General features: G+C 66.0%; 17 protein-coding genes and 1 pseudogene. 10 read left to right on the forward strand and 8 right to left on the reverse strand.

Annotated elements, in window-relative coordinates; genetic code table 11:
- Window positions 1-60 precede the first annotated feature (60 nt).
- Complete coding sequence (locus NP3_RS49925; protein ID WP_218024924.1) at window positions 61-534, reverse strand: LbetaH domain-containing protein; 474 nt, start codon at window positions 532-534, stop codon at window positions 61-63.
- 190 nt (window positions 535-724) lie between these two features.
- On the opposite strand from NP3_RS49925, the gene NP3_RS23420 reads away from it, so the two are divergent.
- The 5 genes from NP3_RS23420 (at window position 725) to NP3_RS48170 (ending at window position 5247) form a co-directional block, all read left to right on the forward strand.
- On the forward strand, window positions 725-2110 hold the full coding sequence (locus NP3_RS23420; protein ID WP_063043743.1) for a helix-turn-helix domain-containing protein: 1386 nt from the start codon (window positions 725-727) through the stop codon (window positions 2108-2110).
- A gap of 480 nt (window positions 2111-2590) precedes the next feature.
- A complete protein-coding gene (locus NP3_RS23425; RefSeq protein WP_063043744.1) occupies window positions 2591-2911 on the forward strand; it encodes a hypothetical protein in 321 nt (106 codons plus the stop codon).
- 129 nt (window positions 2912-3040) lie between these two features.
- Window positions 3041-3244: a hypothetical protein gene (locus NP3_RS48160; protein WP_157124483.1), complete on the forward strand. Its 204-nt coding sequence runs from the start codon at window positions 3041-3043 to the stop codon at window positions 3242-3244.
- Window positions 3237-3635 carry a hypothetical protein gene (locus NP3_RS48165; RefSeq protein ID WP_157124484.1) on the forward strand — a complete coding sequence of 133 codons (399 nt, stop codon included), beginning with the start codon at window positions 3237-3239 and terminating at the stop codon, window positions 3633-3635. The genes NP3_RS48160 and NP3_RS48165 overlap by 8 nt, the downstream gene beginning before the upstream one ends.
- Window positions 3636-4821: 1186 nt before the next feature.
- A complete protein-coding gene (locus NP3_RS48170) occupies window positions 4822-5247 on the forward strand; it encodes a hypothetical protein (protein WP_157124485.1) in 426 nt (141 codons plus the stop codon).
- A gap of 634 nt (window positions 5248-5881) precedes the next feature.
- On the opposite strand, the gene NP3_RS48175 is transcribed toward NP3_RS48170, so the two are convergent.
- Window positions 5882-6055 (reverse strand): hypothetical protein, encoded by a 174-nt coding sequence (locus NP3_RS48175; protein ID WP_157124486.1) that lies wholly within the window; start codon window positions 6053-6055, stop codon window positions 5882-5884.
- A gap of 315 nt (window positions 6056-6370) precedes the next feature.
- Between NP3_RS48175 and proS the strand changes: the two genes are divergently transcribed.
- The gene (proS, locus tag NP3_RS23440; RefSeq protein ID WP_063043747.1) at window positions 6371-7807 is read left to right on the forward strand and encodes a proline--tRNA ligase; all 1437 of its coding nucleotides are present in this window, start codon (window positions 6371-6373) and stop codon (window positions 7805-7807) included.
- Window positions 7808-7825: 18 nt separating this feature from the next.
- Here the strand turns inward: proS and NP3_RS23445 are convergent, their stop codons facing one another.
- From NP3_RS23445 to NP3_RS23460, 4 genes are all read right to left on the reverse strand, one after another.
- Window positions 7826-9376 carry an aldehyde dehydrogenase family protein gene (locus tag NP3_RS23445; protein ID WP_063043748.1) on the reverse strand — a complete coding sequence of 517 codons (1551 nt, stop codon included), beginning with the start codon at window positions 9374-9376 and terminating at the stop codon, window positions 7826-7828.
- Complete coding sequence (locus NP3_RS23450; RefSeq protein WP_063043749.1) at window positions 9373-10455, reverse strand: alpha-hydroxy acid oxidase; 1083 nt, start codon at window positions 10453-10455, stop codon at window positions 9373-9375. The genes NP3_RS23445 and NP3_RS23450 overlap by 4 nt, the downstream gene beginning before the upstream one ends.
- Entirely contained in the window at window positions 10452-11618 is a 1167-nt protein-coding gene (locus NP3_RS23455) for an SPL family radical SAM protein (RefSeq protein ID WP_157124487.1), read from the reverse strand. The genes NP3_RS23450 and NP3_RS23455 overlap by 4 nt, the downstream gene beginning before the upstream one ends.
- Before the next feature lie 153 nt (window positions 11619-11771).
- Window positions 11772-12221, reverse strand: coding sequence for a hypothetical protein (locus NP3_RS23460; protein ID WP_063043751.1), 450 nt, complete (start codon window positions 12219-12221; stop codon window positions 11772-11774).
- Between the two features lie 203 nt (window positions 12222-12424).
- Between NP3_RS23460 and NP3_RS23465 the strand changes: the two genes are divergently transcribed.
- The 4 genes from NP3_RS23465 to NP3_RS51575 all read left to right on the forward strand — a co-directional run bounded on the left by NP3_RS23465 (window position 12425) and on the right by NP3_RS51575 (window position 15119).
- A complete protein-coding gene (locus tag NP3_RS23465) occupies window positions 12425-13180 on the forward strand; it encodes a GntR family transcriptional regulator (RefSeq protein WP_063043752.1) in 756 nt (251 codons plus the stop codon).
- A gap of 11 nt (window positions 13181-13191) precedes the next feature.
- A complete protein-coding gene (gene pyrF / locus NP3_RS23470) occupies window positions 13192-13893 on the forward strand; it encodes an orotidine-5'-phosphate decarboxylase (protein WP_063043753.1) in 702 nt (233 codons plus the stop codon).
- 174 nt (window positions 13894-14067) lie between these two features.
- The gene (locus NP3_RS23475) at window positions 14068-14316 is read left to right on the forward strand and encodes a hypothetical protein (protein WP_157124488.1); all 249 of its coding nucleotides are present in this window, start codon (window positions 14068-14070) and stop codon (window positions 14314-14316) included.
- A 410-nt stretch (window positions 14317-14726) separates the two neighbouring features.
- On the forward strand, window positions 14727-15119 hold the full coding sequence (locus NP3_RS51575; RefSeq protein ID WP_084508855.1) for an HIT family protein: 393 nt from the start codon (window positions 14727-14729) through the stop codon (window positions 15117-15119).
- A gap of 127 nt (window positions 15120-15246) precedes the next feature.
- Here NP3_RS51575 and NP3_RS51170 read toward each other — a convergent pair whose 3' ends face one another.
- Window positions 15247-15378: a hypothetical protein gene (locus NP3_RS51170; RefSeq protein WP_281197483.1), complete on the reverse strand. Its 132-nt coding sequence runs from the start codon at window positions 15376-15378 to the stop codon at window positions 15247-15249.
- Between the two features lie 214 nt (window positions 15379-15592).
- Window positions 15593-15958: pseudogene (locus tag NP3_RS23485) on the reverse strand (flavodoxin-dependent (E)-4-hydroxy-3-methylbut-2-enyl-diphosphate synthase); the annotation flags it as partial.

The following is a 15958-nucleotide window of genomic DNA, read 5'->3' on the forward strand; positions in this document are numbered from 1 at the left end:
TGTGATGTGCGATCCAGGCGAGCACCGCACCTCATTTCCGATGCGGGTGTCGCGTTCCACTCACAGTTGATGGCCGAGCTGAGTATCAGCACCGACCCGAACGCCGGTGCGCAGCACCGTGTGATGCCCCACCACCGTGTCGGCACCGATGCCGACAGCGGCATAAATTACTGCGCCACAACGGATTACCACACCGCTCCCGATGACGGTACCGCCACCGTGGCCGGAGCGGATCCGGCCGACGGCATATCCGTGCTCGGGCTTGCCGACAACAGCGCGCTCCTCGATCCGGGCTCGCTCGGCGATCGTTGTGCCGCCGTGCACGACCGCGAAGGCGCCGATCCGCGCGCCGTCACCGACGACGACAGGCCGAATCACACCCAGCTCGTCGGCCGGAACGAACACCGCGAACCTGCTGATCATCACGTTCTCGCCGGCATGCAGCAGCCCGGCGTTGTCGAGTTCGGCAGCGGTCATCTCTCGTGAGTCTGTCGAGATCGTCGACGCCTGCGGTGAGGTGGCAGGGATGGTCATCGTGTACCTCCATCGCGGCAGGGACGACGGGTAGAGCTGCCGCGACCATTCCAGAACACGCCGTCCACCGGGCCCTCTGCTATCCCGGTTGCACACTGCGGCAGCAGTTTGCGGGTTACGCAAATTATCTGGCGCACTGGGCGATCCGGCCGATACGCTCGAATTCCCGGCCTGAACAAGGGACTCGGGCATGAACCAGGGCCGCGCGATCTGGAACACCGACGCTGTGCATGCCGCCGCCGCGTCCGGCGACTACGGCGCGGTCGTCCGTGCTGTTCGGCGAGCCGCCGATCTCACCCTTGCCGACGTGGCCCAGCGCACCAACTACTCGATCTCCACGCTGTCGCGGCTAGAAACCGGCAAGCAGCACCTCGCCGATGTCCGCGTGCTGCGCGGCCTCGCCGACGCTCTCGACATTCCACCGCCACTACTCGGATTGGCCGACACTCCACCACAACCGATGCATGTGCGCTCACCCGCCGCTATCGTCGGCGTCAACTCCGCGCCGGACGAGGAGGCCGACATGCGTCGCCGCACGCTGCTGACCGGACTGACCAGCCTGGCTGGCACCGCCGCCGTTCTCGGTACCTCCGCGATACGATCACCGGCCGCCGTCGACCCTCTCCACTACCTCGAGCAGACCCTGCTGGCTGCGCCGTCCGGGAGCCCGCCGGTGGAGCTTCCGCAGATCGAGCACGATCTGACGGCGGCGCAGTCGGCGTTCGACCTCGGCCGGTACGCCGAGGTCGCGTCCCGGCTGCCGGTACTGCTGCCTGCCGCGATGGCCACCCACGCCGACGGAGGCCGCCCGGAGGAGGTCGCCCTCGTAAACGCGCTACTCGCCCAGACCTACATCCTGGCGTCCAAACTGACGGTCAAGTTCGGTCGCGATCAGCTCGCGTGGACCACCGCCGATCGCGCCGTGCAGGTCGCGCACAGCAGCGACGACATCCTCACCCGCGCCGACGCTCGTCGAGCCTGGGCGATCGTGCTGCGCCGCACCGGACACGCCGCCACCGCACACCAACTGATCGTCGACACCGCGGCCACCCTGCAACCCGACCTCCGCCACGGCCGCCAGTACATCGCGGTCTACGGAGCGCTGTTGTCCACCGCCGCCTACACAGCCGCTGTCGACGGCGACCGCGACACCGCCTACACCCTGCTGGCCGAAGCTCGCGACACAGCCGAACAGCTCGACGACCACACCGAATCCGGTCCCACCGCCGTGGGGCTGTACCAGGTCAGCGCGGCCCGGGCACTCGGAGACGTCGGCGCCGCCATCGATGCCGCACGACAGATCAACCCCGCTGCCATCCCATCCCCCGAACGCCGCGCCCGCTACTGGGCAGACGTCGCTCGTGCCTTCCACCAATGGGGCAAACCCGAACATTGCTACCGCGCCCTGTTGGCCGCCGAACAGGCCGCCCCCGACGAAGTCCGGTACCGCAAACCGGTCCAGCAGATCACCCTCAGCCTGCTCCGTCACCCCAGCGCGAACACGCTGCCGGGTCTGCAGTCGTTCGCCCAACGCACCGGGATCCGACCGAATACTGGACATCCCCGCGAGTGGTAAAACGATGCGACAGTCGCGCCGTTGAGAGCGACTGAACTGCAAGGGAATCCGAGTGTAGGGAGTATCTGAACAACAGCCCGCGTCGACCACGCGCGCGGGTAGGTGAAGAGTGCCCTGTTCATCGCGCGACTGCCAGTCGCGGAACCCCGTCTATCGACCGGTGCTGTTGAGCTGCGCCATGAGATCGCGGTTGGCCGTCCGTGCGGCATCGAGGTCTTCCTGGCGTTCCTCCAGTTACTCGGTAAGCACGGCGACCTGTTTGCTCCTGCGCGAACATGCCGTTTACAATACCCCTATTACGGGTGTATTGTAAACTCCGGAAGCGGGATCGGCCGAGGCGAACACCTCTAGTCACCGGCATCGACGATTCGGGCCCCGACGACGTTTTGCCGCCGGTAATTCGATCGCCTTCAGACGCATCCAGCGCACCAGCCGTGTGCCACCCGCCCGCCGATGCATCGACGACGACAGCGAGTTCCCATGACCACATCAGCCCCTAAATCCCTTATCGGTCAACGATTTATCGTCATTCGCCACGACGACAACGGCGCCGAGTACGCCGAAACAGTCACTCTCATCGACCCTGACCCTCGCGCCGGCGCGGCAGTCCCGACAACCCGGCCGGACACCGGCCGATGGCTGGAAGTCCGCAACGTGACCACCGACGAAGTCCACGGGCACCTGCTGGTCTTCGACGACGACAGCTGCCAGCTCCGCAACCCCCAGTGGACCCTGAGCACCCGTCATCCATCGCTCCGAGCCGCCTTCGACGCCTTGTCATCGCGCCTGGACGGCCACTGATGACGCCCCAACCCTTCAGCCCACACCCGACGACCCCAAGACGGCTGCACACCAGGCGCTACTTCGACACCAGGACCGACCGAGGCTGATGTACCGCCCACATCTGTTCGTGAGAAAGGAATTCCGCTGATGGCCCGTATGCTCTACGACAGCCCCCCGCCGTATCGGGGGAAGTGCCGGTATTCCGGCCACGGCTGCCGTTGCTACCTACACCGCAACGCGCACGGCCGCCACGCCGCACTGTCCGTCCGCCGCGCCAATCGGGCTGCCGAGAACCGCCGCTGGCGAGCGAGCGCCCAACGTGAGAACACCGGGGTGGCCGGGCGTGACTGACATCGACAGCACCACGGACGAAAACACTACCGTCCGAGCTCGTCTCGCAATCCAAGACCTGCGTTTGTGGGAGCGAACGGCTCGTCATCGTGGCGATCTCGTTGTCGCCGAGTTCCTTTCTGTCACCGCCGCTGAGCGCGGGGCCCTGGCCCGTCAGCTCGCCAGCGGGCAGCCCGGCTGGGTAAGGGTCGAGGAGATTCCCGACGGCATGACATTTCGCGTCACACCTGATCCCGATCTCGACTGCGCCCCAGCCAACATCGTCTTCCGCAAGATCGGCGACACGGTCGTGATGCTGCTCGACGGCGACCTGCAGCGTCCGTTCGAGCCCAGCTACATCGACTACACCTTCGACCTCGGCGCCGGCTATGTCCGCGCGCCAGCGTCCTGATCACACACCTGACCAGGCACAACAGCACGTCCCGTTCCCAGCACGCCGAGGTGAAGGCGACACCGGCGCGCGGCGTCCCGAGCGAGTCCCGCACCGCACTGCTGCCTGTGAAGAGCCCGCTGTGAACAAGCCCAGCGACGGGCAGGGCGCGTCTGCACACCGACCGCATCCCAGCGATACCCCGTGCACCCCACAGGCACTCTGGTCTTCGATCGAAACGAGGAGCCACGATGAATCCGAGCCCATGAACCTCGCCATCGCTGAGGCGGCGGTGGACGCCTGCCACTTGGGTGCCGAGTGTCTACACATCCGAGCAGTCGCTCCGGCCACGGGGAAGGCAATTTGCCGAACCACAATTCATCTGACGGGTCGCCGCGACATCTCCCGAGTCTATGCGCGTTCGATCTTCTCACGGCTACCGGTGCGACCGGCCGCGTGCACAGTCGCCCAGATACGGGCGGCCCGGATTCGCGTAGTTCGGCGAAACCGACGATCTCCTCGCCATCAAGCTGTGTGACCAGCAATGACGACGTCCCTGATCGAACATGAGAGGCGAAATCATGAACACGCACCACGTCGGCGACCCGGTGAGCCGGACTTGACGCCGGCCGCTCGCTGGGGACTACGTTCTCACGTGGATGCAGGTTTCAGAGCACAATGGATCGGCGCCGCGATCACAACGCCGCACAGAAGCGAGGCAGACAAACGTGTCCGGCGAACAAGCGCAGAAGATTCAAGAGCTCGACGAGACCATCCGAGGTTGGAAGGTAGAGACCCGAATTCCTATTTACCGCGGCAGCAATGTTCTGGATGGCCAACTGATCTTTCCCGTCGGCAGCCTACTGCACTCCCTGCCACGTGTCACCGACACCACGCTTCTCGTCCGCACAAACCAAGGCTTCGGGACGCTCAGTACCCCCAACCCATTTCGATCTCAGTGAGGCACCACCCGCCGAACCCGATCTGGTCGACATTGCGGCTATGGCAGGGCGCTGACCTCGGTTGATGACAGGTCCCTGTTTGGCATTGGCAGGCGAGGTAGCCGGATGGAGAACGGTGAAACCTGCAGTGTCGGACCGGTGAACGGCGCCTGCTGCTGGATTCGGCACTCGCCCGGATTTTCTCCGATGCTCGCATCCTTTTCCGGAACGGGAAGCCGATCGACAATCCGGAAAAGGATGCGAGCATGCTGGTCAGAGACTCGTCCTACTCGCAGATTTGTCCGGATTGGACATCTCACCATCGGGGATTGGCAGTAGCAGACCAGCAGACCCGGGCGCGTCAGGGCGCGGAGCTTGTCTCATCAGGTTCCTACGCTAAGCAGATGACAATTCGGCAGCGACAACTTGAGGCAACCCGGATGGCGATCGAGGCCCTGTCCGCGCACATGATTGATGGCGAGAACGGCACAGGCATGTCGTTCAATGTCGAACGGCTTCTTGAGCTGATCTCCGATGACCAGACCGAGCAAGACCTGATCAATTTGGTCATGGGCTACCAAAACCTGACAGCGATCGTTCTGGCGTTCTTCGAAGACCGCACCGGGACACCACGACGCGAACTGCTGCAACAGATCGCCGCCTTCCTGGCACGTTGGGAGGACGAGAGCTGAGCAACGCGCCAACTCCCATGGCGGACTCCGAAAGTAACTAACGCGGTGGCTTTTACAGCGGCAGGTCGAGGAATCGGCAGGCTCGCCATCAGAAAAATGTCGGTGGCGGCCGGTGTCGGCCTGACCCGCCAGATCAGGGCCATTTCTCCGAATCCGAGAGTCCTGCCGACATCCTCGCGTCGCCACACCAATGACATTCCGGTGTCGCTGACGGCTTTCCATTTGCCCAGGTCAGCGAGGTGTTAACTACGGCCGTCTACTGACATTTGATGTTGCCTTCCACCCCGGTCGCGGTGACACGGAAGGTCAGCGTCCCCCACGACGTGGCCCCGGCACGAACGTCCATCAGTGTCACGACCGCTTCGCCGTCGAACGTCGCCATGAAGCGGACCCGTGCGACCCTCTCCTGCCAGCTCGCCCACATCGTTGAGTATCCGCGCCGCGAATTCGGCGAGGTGAGTCAGGCTCAGCTCCACCACCCTCGACGGAAGCGCCGCGTGAATGGGCGGCATCAATTCGGCGGGAAGCACGAAAACTGTTGGGGCATTGGGCACATGGTGCGGCCAGGCCAGATTCATTGTCTGGTTCACCGTCAGCGCGAAGTCGCGGTGGCGATCTGGCTCCTCGTCGCTGATCAGCTGACGGCCAGGGAGTTCTGTCTCTCATGCCTGGCGAGAGCCCGCAGCGGGCTGGAAGAGATCCGCCCATCGGTGAGTGCTTCGGCGATGAAACCGGCCGTCACCGATTCGACGACATCCTTGTCGTCACCCGACAAATCACTGTCCTCGATCCGATTGTCTGCCAACACCTTTCCCTCCCATCAGGCAGGCTACTCAGGATTTCGGCGTCGACGTGCGCTGTCACTGGACCACCGTGGCGATAGCGCCCGCCATCGCCAGTCCGGCAAGCACCGTGCACACGAGCGCTTTGATCAGCAGAGGCTCGCGGCGCGGACCGGACCAAGTTGCAGAGGCAGGCTTGGGCTGATTCACCTTGCTGATCATTCCTAGGGTTCGAACAAGCAGGCACGTCCTGACTCAGCTGACGAGGGTCCGCGCCGCGGCTGCTTGCCGGTGCGATATCGGAGTGAGGTGGGTCACCGGTCTGGTTTAGCCTTGCGGCTATGGCACGGGACGAGCGCGGTGTGACCGCCACTCAGGATGATTTCGCTTCCTGGTACCAAGACGTCGTGATCAAGGCGGGCCTTGTCGACCGGGGTCCGGCCAAAGGCACGATGGTGATCCGACCGTATGGGTACGCGATCTGGGAGCTGCTGCAGGCCGAGCTGGATGCGAAGATCAAGGAAACCGGTCACCAGAACTGCTACTTCCCGATGCTCATCCCAGAGTCGTACTTGAAGCGGGAGGCCGAGCACGTCGAGGGCTTCGCCCCGGAACTGGCGGTAGTCACCCACGCCGGCGGCAAGCTACTCGAGGAGCCCTTGGTGGTGCGGCCCACCAGCGAAACAATCATCGGCGAGATGATGGCCAAGTGGATCGAGTCGTGGCGTGACCTGCCGCTGAAGCTGAACCAGTGGGCAAATGTCGTGCGGTGGGAGCTGCGGCCGCGCATGTTCCTGCGTACCACCGAGTTTCTCTGGCAGGAGGGGCACACCGCACATGCCGATGAGGTCGAGGCGCGGGAGGAGATGATGCTGGCGCTGGGCATCTACGAGCGGGTCGCACGGGAGTTGGGCGCGATGCCGGTGGTTCCCGGCGAGAAAACCGCAGGCGAGAGGTTCGCGGGTGCGGTGTCGACGGTGACGATCGAGGCCATGATGCGCGACGGCAAGGCGCTGCAGGCAGGGACCAGCCACTACATGGGCCGCAACTTCGCGTCCGCGTTTGGGATCCGCTACAGCTCCGCTGACGGGCGTGAGGAATTGGCCCACACCACGTCGTGGGGGATGAGCACCCGCATGCTGGGCGGGCTGATCATGACCCATGGTGACGAGCGCGGCCTGGTGCTGCCGCCGCGGCTCGCGCCGCACCAGGTGGTGATCGTGCCGATCACCCGCGGCACCGACACCACCGTCGTCCCGGCCGCCCATGAGCTGGCCGCGAAACTGCGGGCCGCTGATGTGCGTGTTCACGTCGATGACCGCGACCAGTTGTCGCCTGGTTGGAAGTTCAACGAGTGGGAGCTGAAAGGCGCACCGGTCCGGCTCGAACTCGGTCCCCGCGATTTGGCGGCGGGGACTGCGGTGATGGCGCTGCGCCTAGGGGAGGGCAAGCAGTCGATCGCCCTGGATGCGCTGCCGCAGCAGATGCCGCAGGTCCTTGAGGAGTTCCAGGCGATGCTGCTGGCGCGGGCGAGCGAGTTCCGGCAGTCGCGGACGGTGACCGTGGACGACTGGACTGGTTTCGAGGCGGCGGTGGCGTCGGGGTGGGCCGTCGCGTTGCACTGCGGCCAACCCGAGTGCGAGGACCAAGTCAAGGCCGCGACCGCGGCGACGCCGCGCTGCGTGCCGCTGGACGGGCCGCCGGAGAGCGGCCGGTGCGTGCGCTGTGATGCCCCGGCTGCCTACGGCAAGCGGGTGATTTTCGCTCGCGCCTACTGACCGCCCCGGCAACGTGGGTCACCGTGCGCGCACGGTGACCCACGTCGTTTTCCATCGACTGTATTTGTCCAGGACAGCAAGGCTTTTCGAGTGCCCGGACCCGCCGCGGCCGAGGTCGCCGACCGGCACGGTCAGGTCGTCGGCCTCGAAGTCGTTCACCCACACGGTGCCGACCTTGAGCTGGCCGGCCACGGTCAGCGCGGTGTCAAGGCTGGCGGTCCACACCGAGGCGGCGATGCCGGTACCGAAACCCGCTGCTGCCGCAACGGCTTCGTCAGGGTTGCCGACGGCGATAAGTGAGGTGACCGGTCCGAACACTTCGTCGACGACGATCGGCATGGTCGGGCTGACGGCGGTAAGCAGGGTCGGGGCGAGGTAGGCACCGCCGCGGGTCGGTGGCGTGGTAAGCGGGCCGCCGCGCCGCAGAACCGCACCATCAGCGCAGGCCTGATCGATCGCGCCCGCGACCGCGCCTGCGGCTTCAGGGGTGATCATCGGGCCGATGTCGGTGTCCCAGTCGCGGGGGTCGCCGATCATCAGCCGGTCGAGTGCGGTCTCCAGTTCGACGGTCAGTTCGGCGGCGATCGTTCGGTCGGCGAGGATGCGGTTGACGCCGGTGCACATTTGCCCGGCGTTGAATGTCGCGCCCCACACCAGTTTCCGTGCCACTTGATCGAGGCCGGGCGTGTCGGCGCACACGATGGCGGTCGATTTCCCGCCCAACTCGCACCACACCTGGGCACCGGTTTCGGCCGCGTACCGGCGGAACGCTCGCCCGGTCAGCGCGGACCCGACCACCGTGATCACGTCGACCTCGGTGTGACGGCCCAGCGCGGCGCCGGTGCTGGGCCCGCCGGGCAGCACCGCCAGCGCCCCGCCCGGGACGCCGGCCTGGTGCGCGAGTTCGGCCGCGCGCAGCACCGCGTATGGGGCGTGCTCGGACGGTTTGAGCAGTACCGCGTTGCCCAGCGACAACGCCGGTGCCACTTCGTATCCCAGTGCCGCGAGCGGGAAGTTCCACGGCGCGATGACCGCGACCACCCCTGCTGGCTCCCGGGCCACGACCGCCAGGGAGTGTGGGCCGGTGTCGGGATGGTGTCCGCCGTGTTTGCCGATCGCGGCAGCGGACCAGCGAATCGCCCGCACGCATCCGGCGACGTCTACTTCTAGGCAGTCGCGGATCGGTTTGCCGGTTTCGGCGCAGATCAGCACGGCCAGCTCGTCGCCGTGGCGGTCGAGAAGCTCCGCCCACCGCCCGAGTGCTGCCGCGCGGTCGTCCGGGTGGGAGCGGGCCCACTCGCCGGTGCCAAATTCGCTGCGGGCCAGGCGGATCGCTTCGTGCGCTTCCTCAGCGGTCGTGTACGCGGCCGCGCCGAGGGGGTCACCCGTCGCGGGCGCGTGCACCACCATTCGCTCGGCCGGGTCGCGGCGCATCCCGCCGATCAGTGCATCCCCGGACAGTTGCAGCCGCTCCGGGTGCGCGTGCCAGTGTCGGCCTGTGCGGTCGATCAGGACCTCGGCGTCGCTGTCGATGTGGTCGGTCAGGCCGGTCGGGTCAAGTGTGGTCATCGTCGTCTCCGCAGCAGATCGGGGTTGATATCGGAAATGCGGGCGCAGCCGGCCAGCACCATGGTGCGTGCCAGTTCGGCGGTGAACAGGTCCAGCACCGCCTTCACACCGGTCCGCCCCTCCAGCGCCAAGCCCATCGCGACCGGCCGGCCGATCAGCACCGCGTCCGCGCCCAGCGCCAGGGCCTTGAAGATGTCGCCGCCGGAACGGATTCCGCCGTCGACCGCCACTGCCAGCTGTCCGTCGACCGCTTCGAGGATCTCGGGCAGCTGGTCGAGAGTGGCTGGGACGCTGTCGAGTTGGCGGCCGCCGTGGTTGGACACCACGACCGCGCTCGCCCCGCAGTCGACCGCGTGCACCGCGTCGGACGCGGACAGCACCCCCTTCACCATCAGCGGCACGGTGAGCCGGTCGGCAGCGTCACGCAATGTCCGCCAGGTCCACGACGACCCGGTCTCACCGACCAGCGTCGCCGCGAACCGGCCGTCGGGGTGGTTTCCCGAGTAGTGGGCGGGATCGATGGAGACGCTGAGACGGCGTAGCCGCTCCCGCCACCCCAGGACCGGGCAGTCGATCGTCACGCACACCGCCCGATACCCGGCCGCGACGGCACGATCGGCTAGTTCCACGAACTGCCCGATCTCCCCGCTCGCATGGGCCTGCATGATCATCGAGCCACCGGTCGCCGCTGCGGCCACGTCTTCCAGCGGCCACCCCGACGCTTCAGCCACCACCGCCGCCATCCCGGAATCAGCCGCCGCGGCGGCGACGGCCCGCAGCCCGTCATCGCACAGGAACCGGTCGCACCCGATCGGCGCGGTCAGTACCGGCGCCGACAGGCCGATCCCCAGGAAGGTCGTGCCGGTGTCGGCGGTGGTGACCCCGGCCAGCTGCCGAGGCACCAGCTGCCAGCGCCCGAACGCCTGACGGTTGTCGGCGACGGTGACCTCATCGCCGCTGCCGGTGTCGATATACGCCCACACGTCAGGCCGTAGCTCGGACTCCGCGCGCCGCACCAGGTGCGTCAACGTGCGGATCTGACCCGCCGCCGTCGTCGAACCTGCGGCCGGTCCGGTCATTTCCGTGCCCCGCGCCGCGCCACCAGCGTCGTGCGCGCGGTCTCGCCGACCTCGGCGCCGCCACTGTAGGTTCCCGGCTCGGCGGCGGGGCCGACGGCGGTGCCGACGAACAGCTCGCCCTGGTCCCACAGCCCGCGCACCAAAGCGGTCAGCCGGTCCCCCGGTGTATGACCGGAATACCAGGCGCAGAACATGTCCCAGTCGACCGGCCCCGTCTGCGCGCTCACCCACCGCGCCATGTCGTACACCGTCGGCAACTTCCACCGGTAGATGCCGTTTTCCAACGGGCCGGTGGTCAGGTGCGGGAAGTTCTCCGCCACGAACGTCGCCCCGCCCCTGGTCACTCCGTCGCGGAACGGCAGCAGGGTCGACAGCGCATCGGCCAAGCCGCAGTTGACCGCGGCGTCCCGCTCGAACGTCAGCTCGCGTGGATACGCGGCCCGGAACGCCTCGATCGAGTCGATCGCGTCCGCCGCCCCCTCCATCACACCGTAAAACGTGTCCCACCAGCCTTTTTGAGCGCCCAGTACCGCGTTGAACACGTGCGAGCCCAGCGACGCCAACTCGTATCCGAGCCGGTCCATCTCGGTCGGCGACTGTAGGCCCGGGATCACCGGCGCGACGTGGAAACTGACCGGTATTTCGGCCGCGGCCACTTGTTCGGCGGCCTTGAGCCTGTCGGCGGGGGCGGGAGCGCGGTGCTCAAGGGTCCGCGCCAAGTCTTCCCGCAGGGTGATCACCGAGAAGCACACCTCGACCAAGCCCTGCTTGGCCAGCTCGGCCAGCACGTCGATATCCCGGGTGACCATCGTTCCACGTGTCAGTATGAACACCGGAATCCGCTGGGCGAGCGCGGCTTCCAGAATTCCGCGAGTGCGTAGCTCGGTGCCCTCGATCGGCTGATAAGGGTCGGTCGTGGTACCGATGTCCAGAATGCCCATCGACGGGTCGGCCTCGGCCGACCCGGGGGACACCTTCACATGCCGACCGTAGTCGTCAGGCCCTTTGTACAGGCAATATGAACAGTTGAACGCGCAGCCGCTGTACGCGTCGCTGAATACTCGCCAGTGGTGCGCGCGGATCGTCTCGATGGATGTCTGGAAATCGAAAACCCGTGGGATCTCCCGGGGTTTGCGCTTCGAGATCTCGATCAACGTGCTCATCAGAGTCACCTCCATAGATGTGGCGGAACCAGATAGAAGACGTGTGAGGGCGCGGCTCGACCGGAGCCGGACCGGGAGCCGTCAATGGTGTTGGTGGTCAGGATGTTTCGCGCGAGATTCGGCGGTCTAACAGCCAGTGCTGCGAGCGGCCCGTCAGGATGGGGCCCGTTCACGGGAGGCGAACCGGTCACAGATCAGCGCGCTGTACTCGAGCTCGAGTTCGGCCAGCTTTGTCCATGCCGCATGCATCTGCTCGGAGCGGGCGCCCGACACCGCCAGGTGCCCCATCGCACGTTCAGCGGCGGCGGCGATCCGGTCGATCAGCACGCCGAGCGAGCGTTCGACAGTCGCTGAAGGCTCTACAGCACCAGCCAACGCGCTGATCTGCGTAATCACCTCGCCCCGGCGGCAGTCGCACACGGCGGCCGTGGCTGGGAACTCTCGTCGCGCGCGGTGCAGACGCACGAGTTCTCGCGCCCACCCACAGATCGGATCCGGATCGTCTTTGTCGCTGCACACAGCGATCAGAAGGCGGTCGCGCGAAGGCAAGCCGGAGACGCAATCCGTCGAGATCAGCGGTGTCTGCATCATGTTCTTCTCCACCTCCGGTGGCTGCGCTCGGCGCTGCAGAGAAGCCGTGGTGCAAGCAGGCGAATCGCCGGGCACGATGTGCCTGGCCGAGATGCTGCACGGCCAATCCAATTCACTTACGGTACCTAGCCACCTAGCGGTTGTCCACCAGGTGGATAGGTGCCAGGCGGTGAGGGGTTTGCCGATGACCGCTAGTACTCCGGTACCGTCAGGGCATGGCCAAACAGCCCGAATACGTCTCGATCGCCGAGACACTGAGAGCTGAAGTGCTCGCCGGCGACTACGACACCGGGGCGCTTCCCAGCACCTCCGACATCGCCAGCCGCTTCGAGGTCAACATGAAGACCGCAGGCCGGGCAGTGCAACAGCTGGTCGCCGAAGGATTGGTGATCGCCCGGCCCGGCATGCGGGCCGTTCCCATGCCGCCAGAATTGCGGGGAATCAGGTGGCCGATGAACGGCCGCTACGCACGTGCACGCGCCGCGCAGGGGCTGGTCTTCGGAGGCGATGTGAGCGGATCGGTGCGGAAAGACACCGTCGCGCGTGAATGGATCACGGCACCGGTCGTAATCGCCCATCTGCTCAAGGTCGACAACGGCGCTCGCGTTTTCCACCGTCGCAGCCGCACGTACGTCGATGATGTGCCGACCGAAGAGACCTCGATGTTCTTCCCGGAATCCATCGTCGCGGCTGCTCCCCGACTAGAGAACGACGAACGCATCCACGTCGTAGCCTACGTCGAAGAATCCGGACACGTCGTGACCCGCACCGCCAACGAAATTCGAGCCCGGCACGCAAACGACGCAGAACAGCAGGTTTTCGGAATTGATGCCGACAGCATCGTCATCGAACACATTCACGGCACTTACGGCGCCGAGGGTGAAGCGCTGGAAGCCGTCTGCAACGTGAGACCGGCGCACGGCAGCGTCATCACGTTCGACACATACGAAGCACCCCTCGAAAACGACTAGGAGGACCCTCGATGCACACCTCGCCAACCAATGCCCGGGACCGGCTGGCCATCGCGCTCGACACCAGCGACCTGGGCGCTGCCCTGGCCCTCGCCAAAACGGTGCAGCCCAGCATCGGTGTGGCGAAAGTCGGGCTTCAGCTGTTCAGCGCCGCCGGTCACAGCGCGGTGCGAGCCATCCAGGACATCGGTATGGACGTCTTCCTCGATGTCAAGCTGCATGACATCCCGAACACCGTCTACGGTGCCAGCACGGTTCTCGGGTCACTGGGCGTGCAGTACCTGACCGTGCACGCGGCTGGCGGAAAGGCCATGCTGCAGGCGGCGGTGAAAGGACTCCAGGAAGGCGCGGATGCGGCAGATATGCCGGCGCCGACTGTTCTCGCGGTCACGGTTCTGACCAGCGCACCCGACGCCTCTCCCGCACTGCTCAGTGAACGCCTGACCGACGCTGTCACAGCAAAATGTGGCGGCATCGTCTGTGCTGCAACCGATCTTCCTGTCATCAGGAGCAAAGCTTCCGATATCCTCACCGTCGTTCCTGGCATCCGCCCCGCCGGAAGCCCTGTACACGACCAACAGCGAATCGCAACCCCTGCCGAGGCCATTCGCGCCGGTGCGAACATCCTCGTCATAGGCCGGGCCGTCGCCGCCGCCGAAGACCCCACCGCAGCTGCAGCCGCTATCGCGGCAGAGGTCGCACAAGCTATTTGATCGAGCGCACGCGCTACGGAACCGCTTGAGCTGCGCCAAGAGCGATGCGGTCGAAGTGATCAGCGCACGTGGACGGGTCTCGGTGGTTCCGTCGAGGGGGCGCGGATGTGCCCCGAACTGGAAGCCCGCTTATGGTGACTGCGTCGGCTCTGTCTGGGGAAAGGAGGTCGTGGCGTGACATCGGTATCTCTGGTGCTTGCCCCGCTCGTGACGCTGGGCGCGGTGAGCGGAGTTCTGTTGCTGCACAAGGGCCGTCCTGTGGTTGGCCGCCTGCTCTTGCTGTCGTTGTACCTGCCGCCCGCCTTCCTCCTCGCCGACACGGCGGTCTCCAGCGAGTGGTTCGCGGCTGCCTTCGCGGCCGGGGGGCTTGGGCTCGCTACAGTGGCCTGGATCGGCATTCCGGAGAAGGTTTCTCCCAGCTGAGGACAGCCAGCAGACCTGGGCCGCAATGATAGTCGCGCCCGTGCATGTGTCGCAGTCAACGCGCACGCGTTCCTCAGTCCTTCGCGTCAGCGACAAAGTCCTACTAGGCGCGTGGATTGCATGTACACAACATATCTGAAGAACCGGCGCACTAACCTCCGCGAAGATCGCGCAGCTCGACGAGCTCGGAATGGTGTGGGCCCCCGGCCTGTCGACCACGAACATCCGGCGCTGGAAACCGGCATCGCGCACCTCCCCGACTTTGTTCGCGCCGATGTCTCCACTCACTATGTGTGCTACCGGATGGGGGACCCTGGATGTCAGGCTGCCGCTCACTCCGAGCCCGAACAGCATTGCCGCTCAATGCATCTCGCACTACACAGCTCAAAGCCCTGGGCGTGGGCTGAAATCTGAAGTCACACCCGTACTCGTTCGTTCCCAAGCCGCACTTCCAGGATCTGCTCGACATCCCGGAACAGTCGCTCCAACACTCATGGCGGCTATCAAGCAGGTGGCGAGCGCTCTGCGGGACTCCTGCGGCGTCCGGCATCAACCTGGTCCACGCCACCGGCCGGGCCGCCCACCAAACCGTCTTCCACTTCCACGTCCACGTCGTGCCGCGCTATGACGGCGACTCGATCGTCGTCTTCCCTCGGCTGGCCGATCCGGCCCGCAAACACGGGGTTTCCCAGCGCCTGCGCACGGCCCTCACTGACCAACTGCCACCCATGCCCGACGCAGAAAGCAGCCACTGTGACAACTTCACCGGACGACGCCGTCGCCCAGTTCTGCGCGAAATGTGACTGCGCCCGCGCCGGCCTCTGGCCCAGATGTGGGCTCGCGGCCGCCGCCACCGCCGCCGGGCACAGGTCCACCTGGAAAAGTGCTGCGCAACTTGCGAATTCGCCATCAGCGCCCCAGTAGTTCGGGTCACCTATCCGCCGCCTCGTCGAGATATCCGCACGGATCGACCTGCCGCATCGCGTCCCGATAGGCCACCGCGTCCCGATCCGCCCCAGACAGCAGCTGCTGATACGGCCTCGCCTGCGTTTCGGACGCCATGCCGGTCTCCGGCGGATCCGACGAGCACGCCGCTGCCGTCACCCCGCAGACCGACACGAGTATCCCTGCTGCCCACAAAGTTCGTTTGAGGGCCAGGGGGGGATGGAGGGGTTCTTCGCAGTACACAGTGCCGGAGTGACTGGGCAGCCATCATCATGCTCCGTCTTCTGTTTGGATCAGATCGAAATCTGCGGACGATCTTTCGATGGCACAGTCAGGCCCCCTTGGCATCGGTTCGCCCGGTGGTGGTGTTCGCGCCCATCTCCGCGATGCGCATCGCCTCTTCGATCAGGGTCTCCACGATCTGCGCCTCCGGCACGGTCTTGATGACCTCACCCTTGACGAAGATCTGGCCCTTGCCATTGCCCGAGGCGACACCGAGGTCGGCCTCGCGCGCCTCACCCGGGCCGTTCACCACGCAGCCCATCACGGCCACCCGCAGCGGCACCTCCATGCCCTCCAGACCGGCGCTCACCGCATTGGCCAGGGTGTACACATCGACCTGGGCGCGCCCGCAGGACGGGCAGGAGACGATCTCGAGCTTGCGCGGGCGCAGGTTCAGCGACTGCAGGATCTGCCC

Source organism: Nocardia pseudovaccinii NBRC 100343, assembly GCF_001613225.1.
Lineage (GTDB): Bacteria > Actinomycetota > Actinomycetes > Mycobacteriales > Mycobacteriaceae > Nocardia > Nocardia pseudovaccinii.

Bases quoted from the DNA above. Each gene is read 5' to 3' on its own strand.
- NP3_RS49925 (WP_218024924.1), bottom strand. From the start codon at position 534: ATGACCATCCCTGCCACCTCACCGCAGGCGTCGACGATCTCGACAGAC.
- NP3_RS23420 (WP_063043743.1), top strand. From the start codon at position 725: ATGAACCAGGGCCGCGCGATCTGGAACACCGACGCTGTGCATGCCGCC.
- NP3_RS23425 (WP_063043744.1), top strand. From the start codon at position 2,591: ATGACCACATCAGCCCCTAAATCCCTTATCGGTCAACGATTTATCGTC.
- NP3_RS48160 (WP_157124483.1), top strand. From the start codon at position 3,041: ATGGCCCGTATGCTCTACGACAGCCCCCCGCCGTATCGGGGGAAGTGC.
- NP3_RS48170 (WP_157124485.1), top strand. From the start codon at position 4,822: ATGCTGGTCAGAGACTCGTCCTACTCGCAGATTTGTCCGGATTGGACA.
- proS (WP_063043747.1), top strand. From the start codon at position 6,371: ATGGCACGGGACGAGCGCGGTGTGACCGCCACTCAGGATGATTTCGCT.
- NP3_RS23445 (WP_063043748.1), bottom strand. From the start codon at position 9,376: ATGACCACACTTGACCCGACCGGCCTGACCGACCACATCGACAGCGAC.
- NP3_RS23450 (WP_063043749.1), bottom strand. From the start codon at position 10,455: ATGACCGGACCGGCCGCAGGTTCGACGACGGCGGCGGGTCAGATCCGC.
- NP3_RS23455 (WP_157124487.1), bottom strand. From the start codon at position 11,618: ATGAGCACGTTGATCGAGATCTCGAAGCGCAAACCCCGGGAGATCCCA.
- NP3_RS23465 (WP_063043752.1), top strand. From the start codon at position 12,425: ATGGCCAAACAGCCCGAATACGTCTCGATCGCCGAGACACTGAGAGCT.
- pyrF (WP_063043753.1), top strand. From the start codon at position 13,192: ATGCACACCTCGCCAACCAATGCCCGGGACCGGCTGGCCATCGCGCTC.
- NP3_RS51170 (WP_281197483.1), bottom strand. From the start codon at position 15,378: ATGGCGTCCGAAACGCAGGCGAGGCCGTATCAGCAGCTGCTGTCTGGG.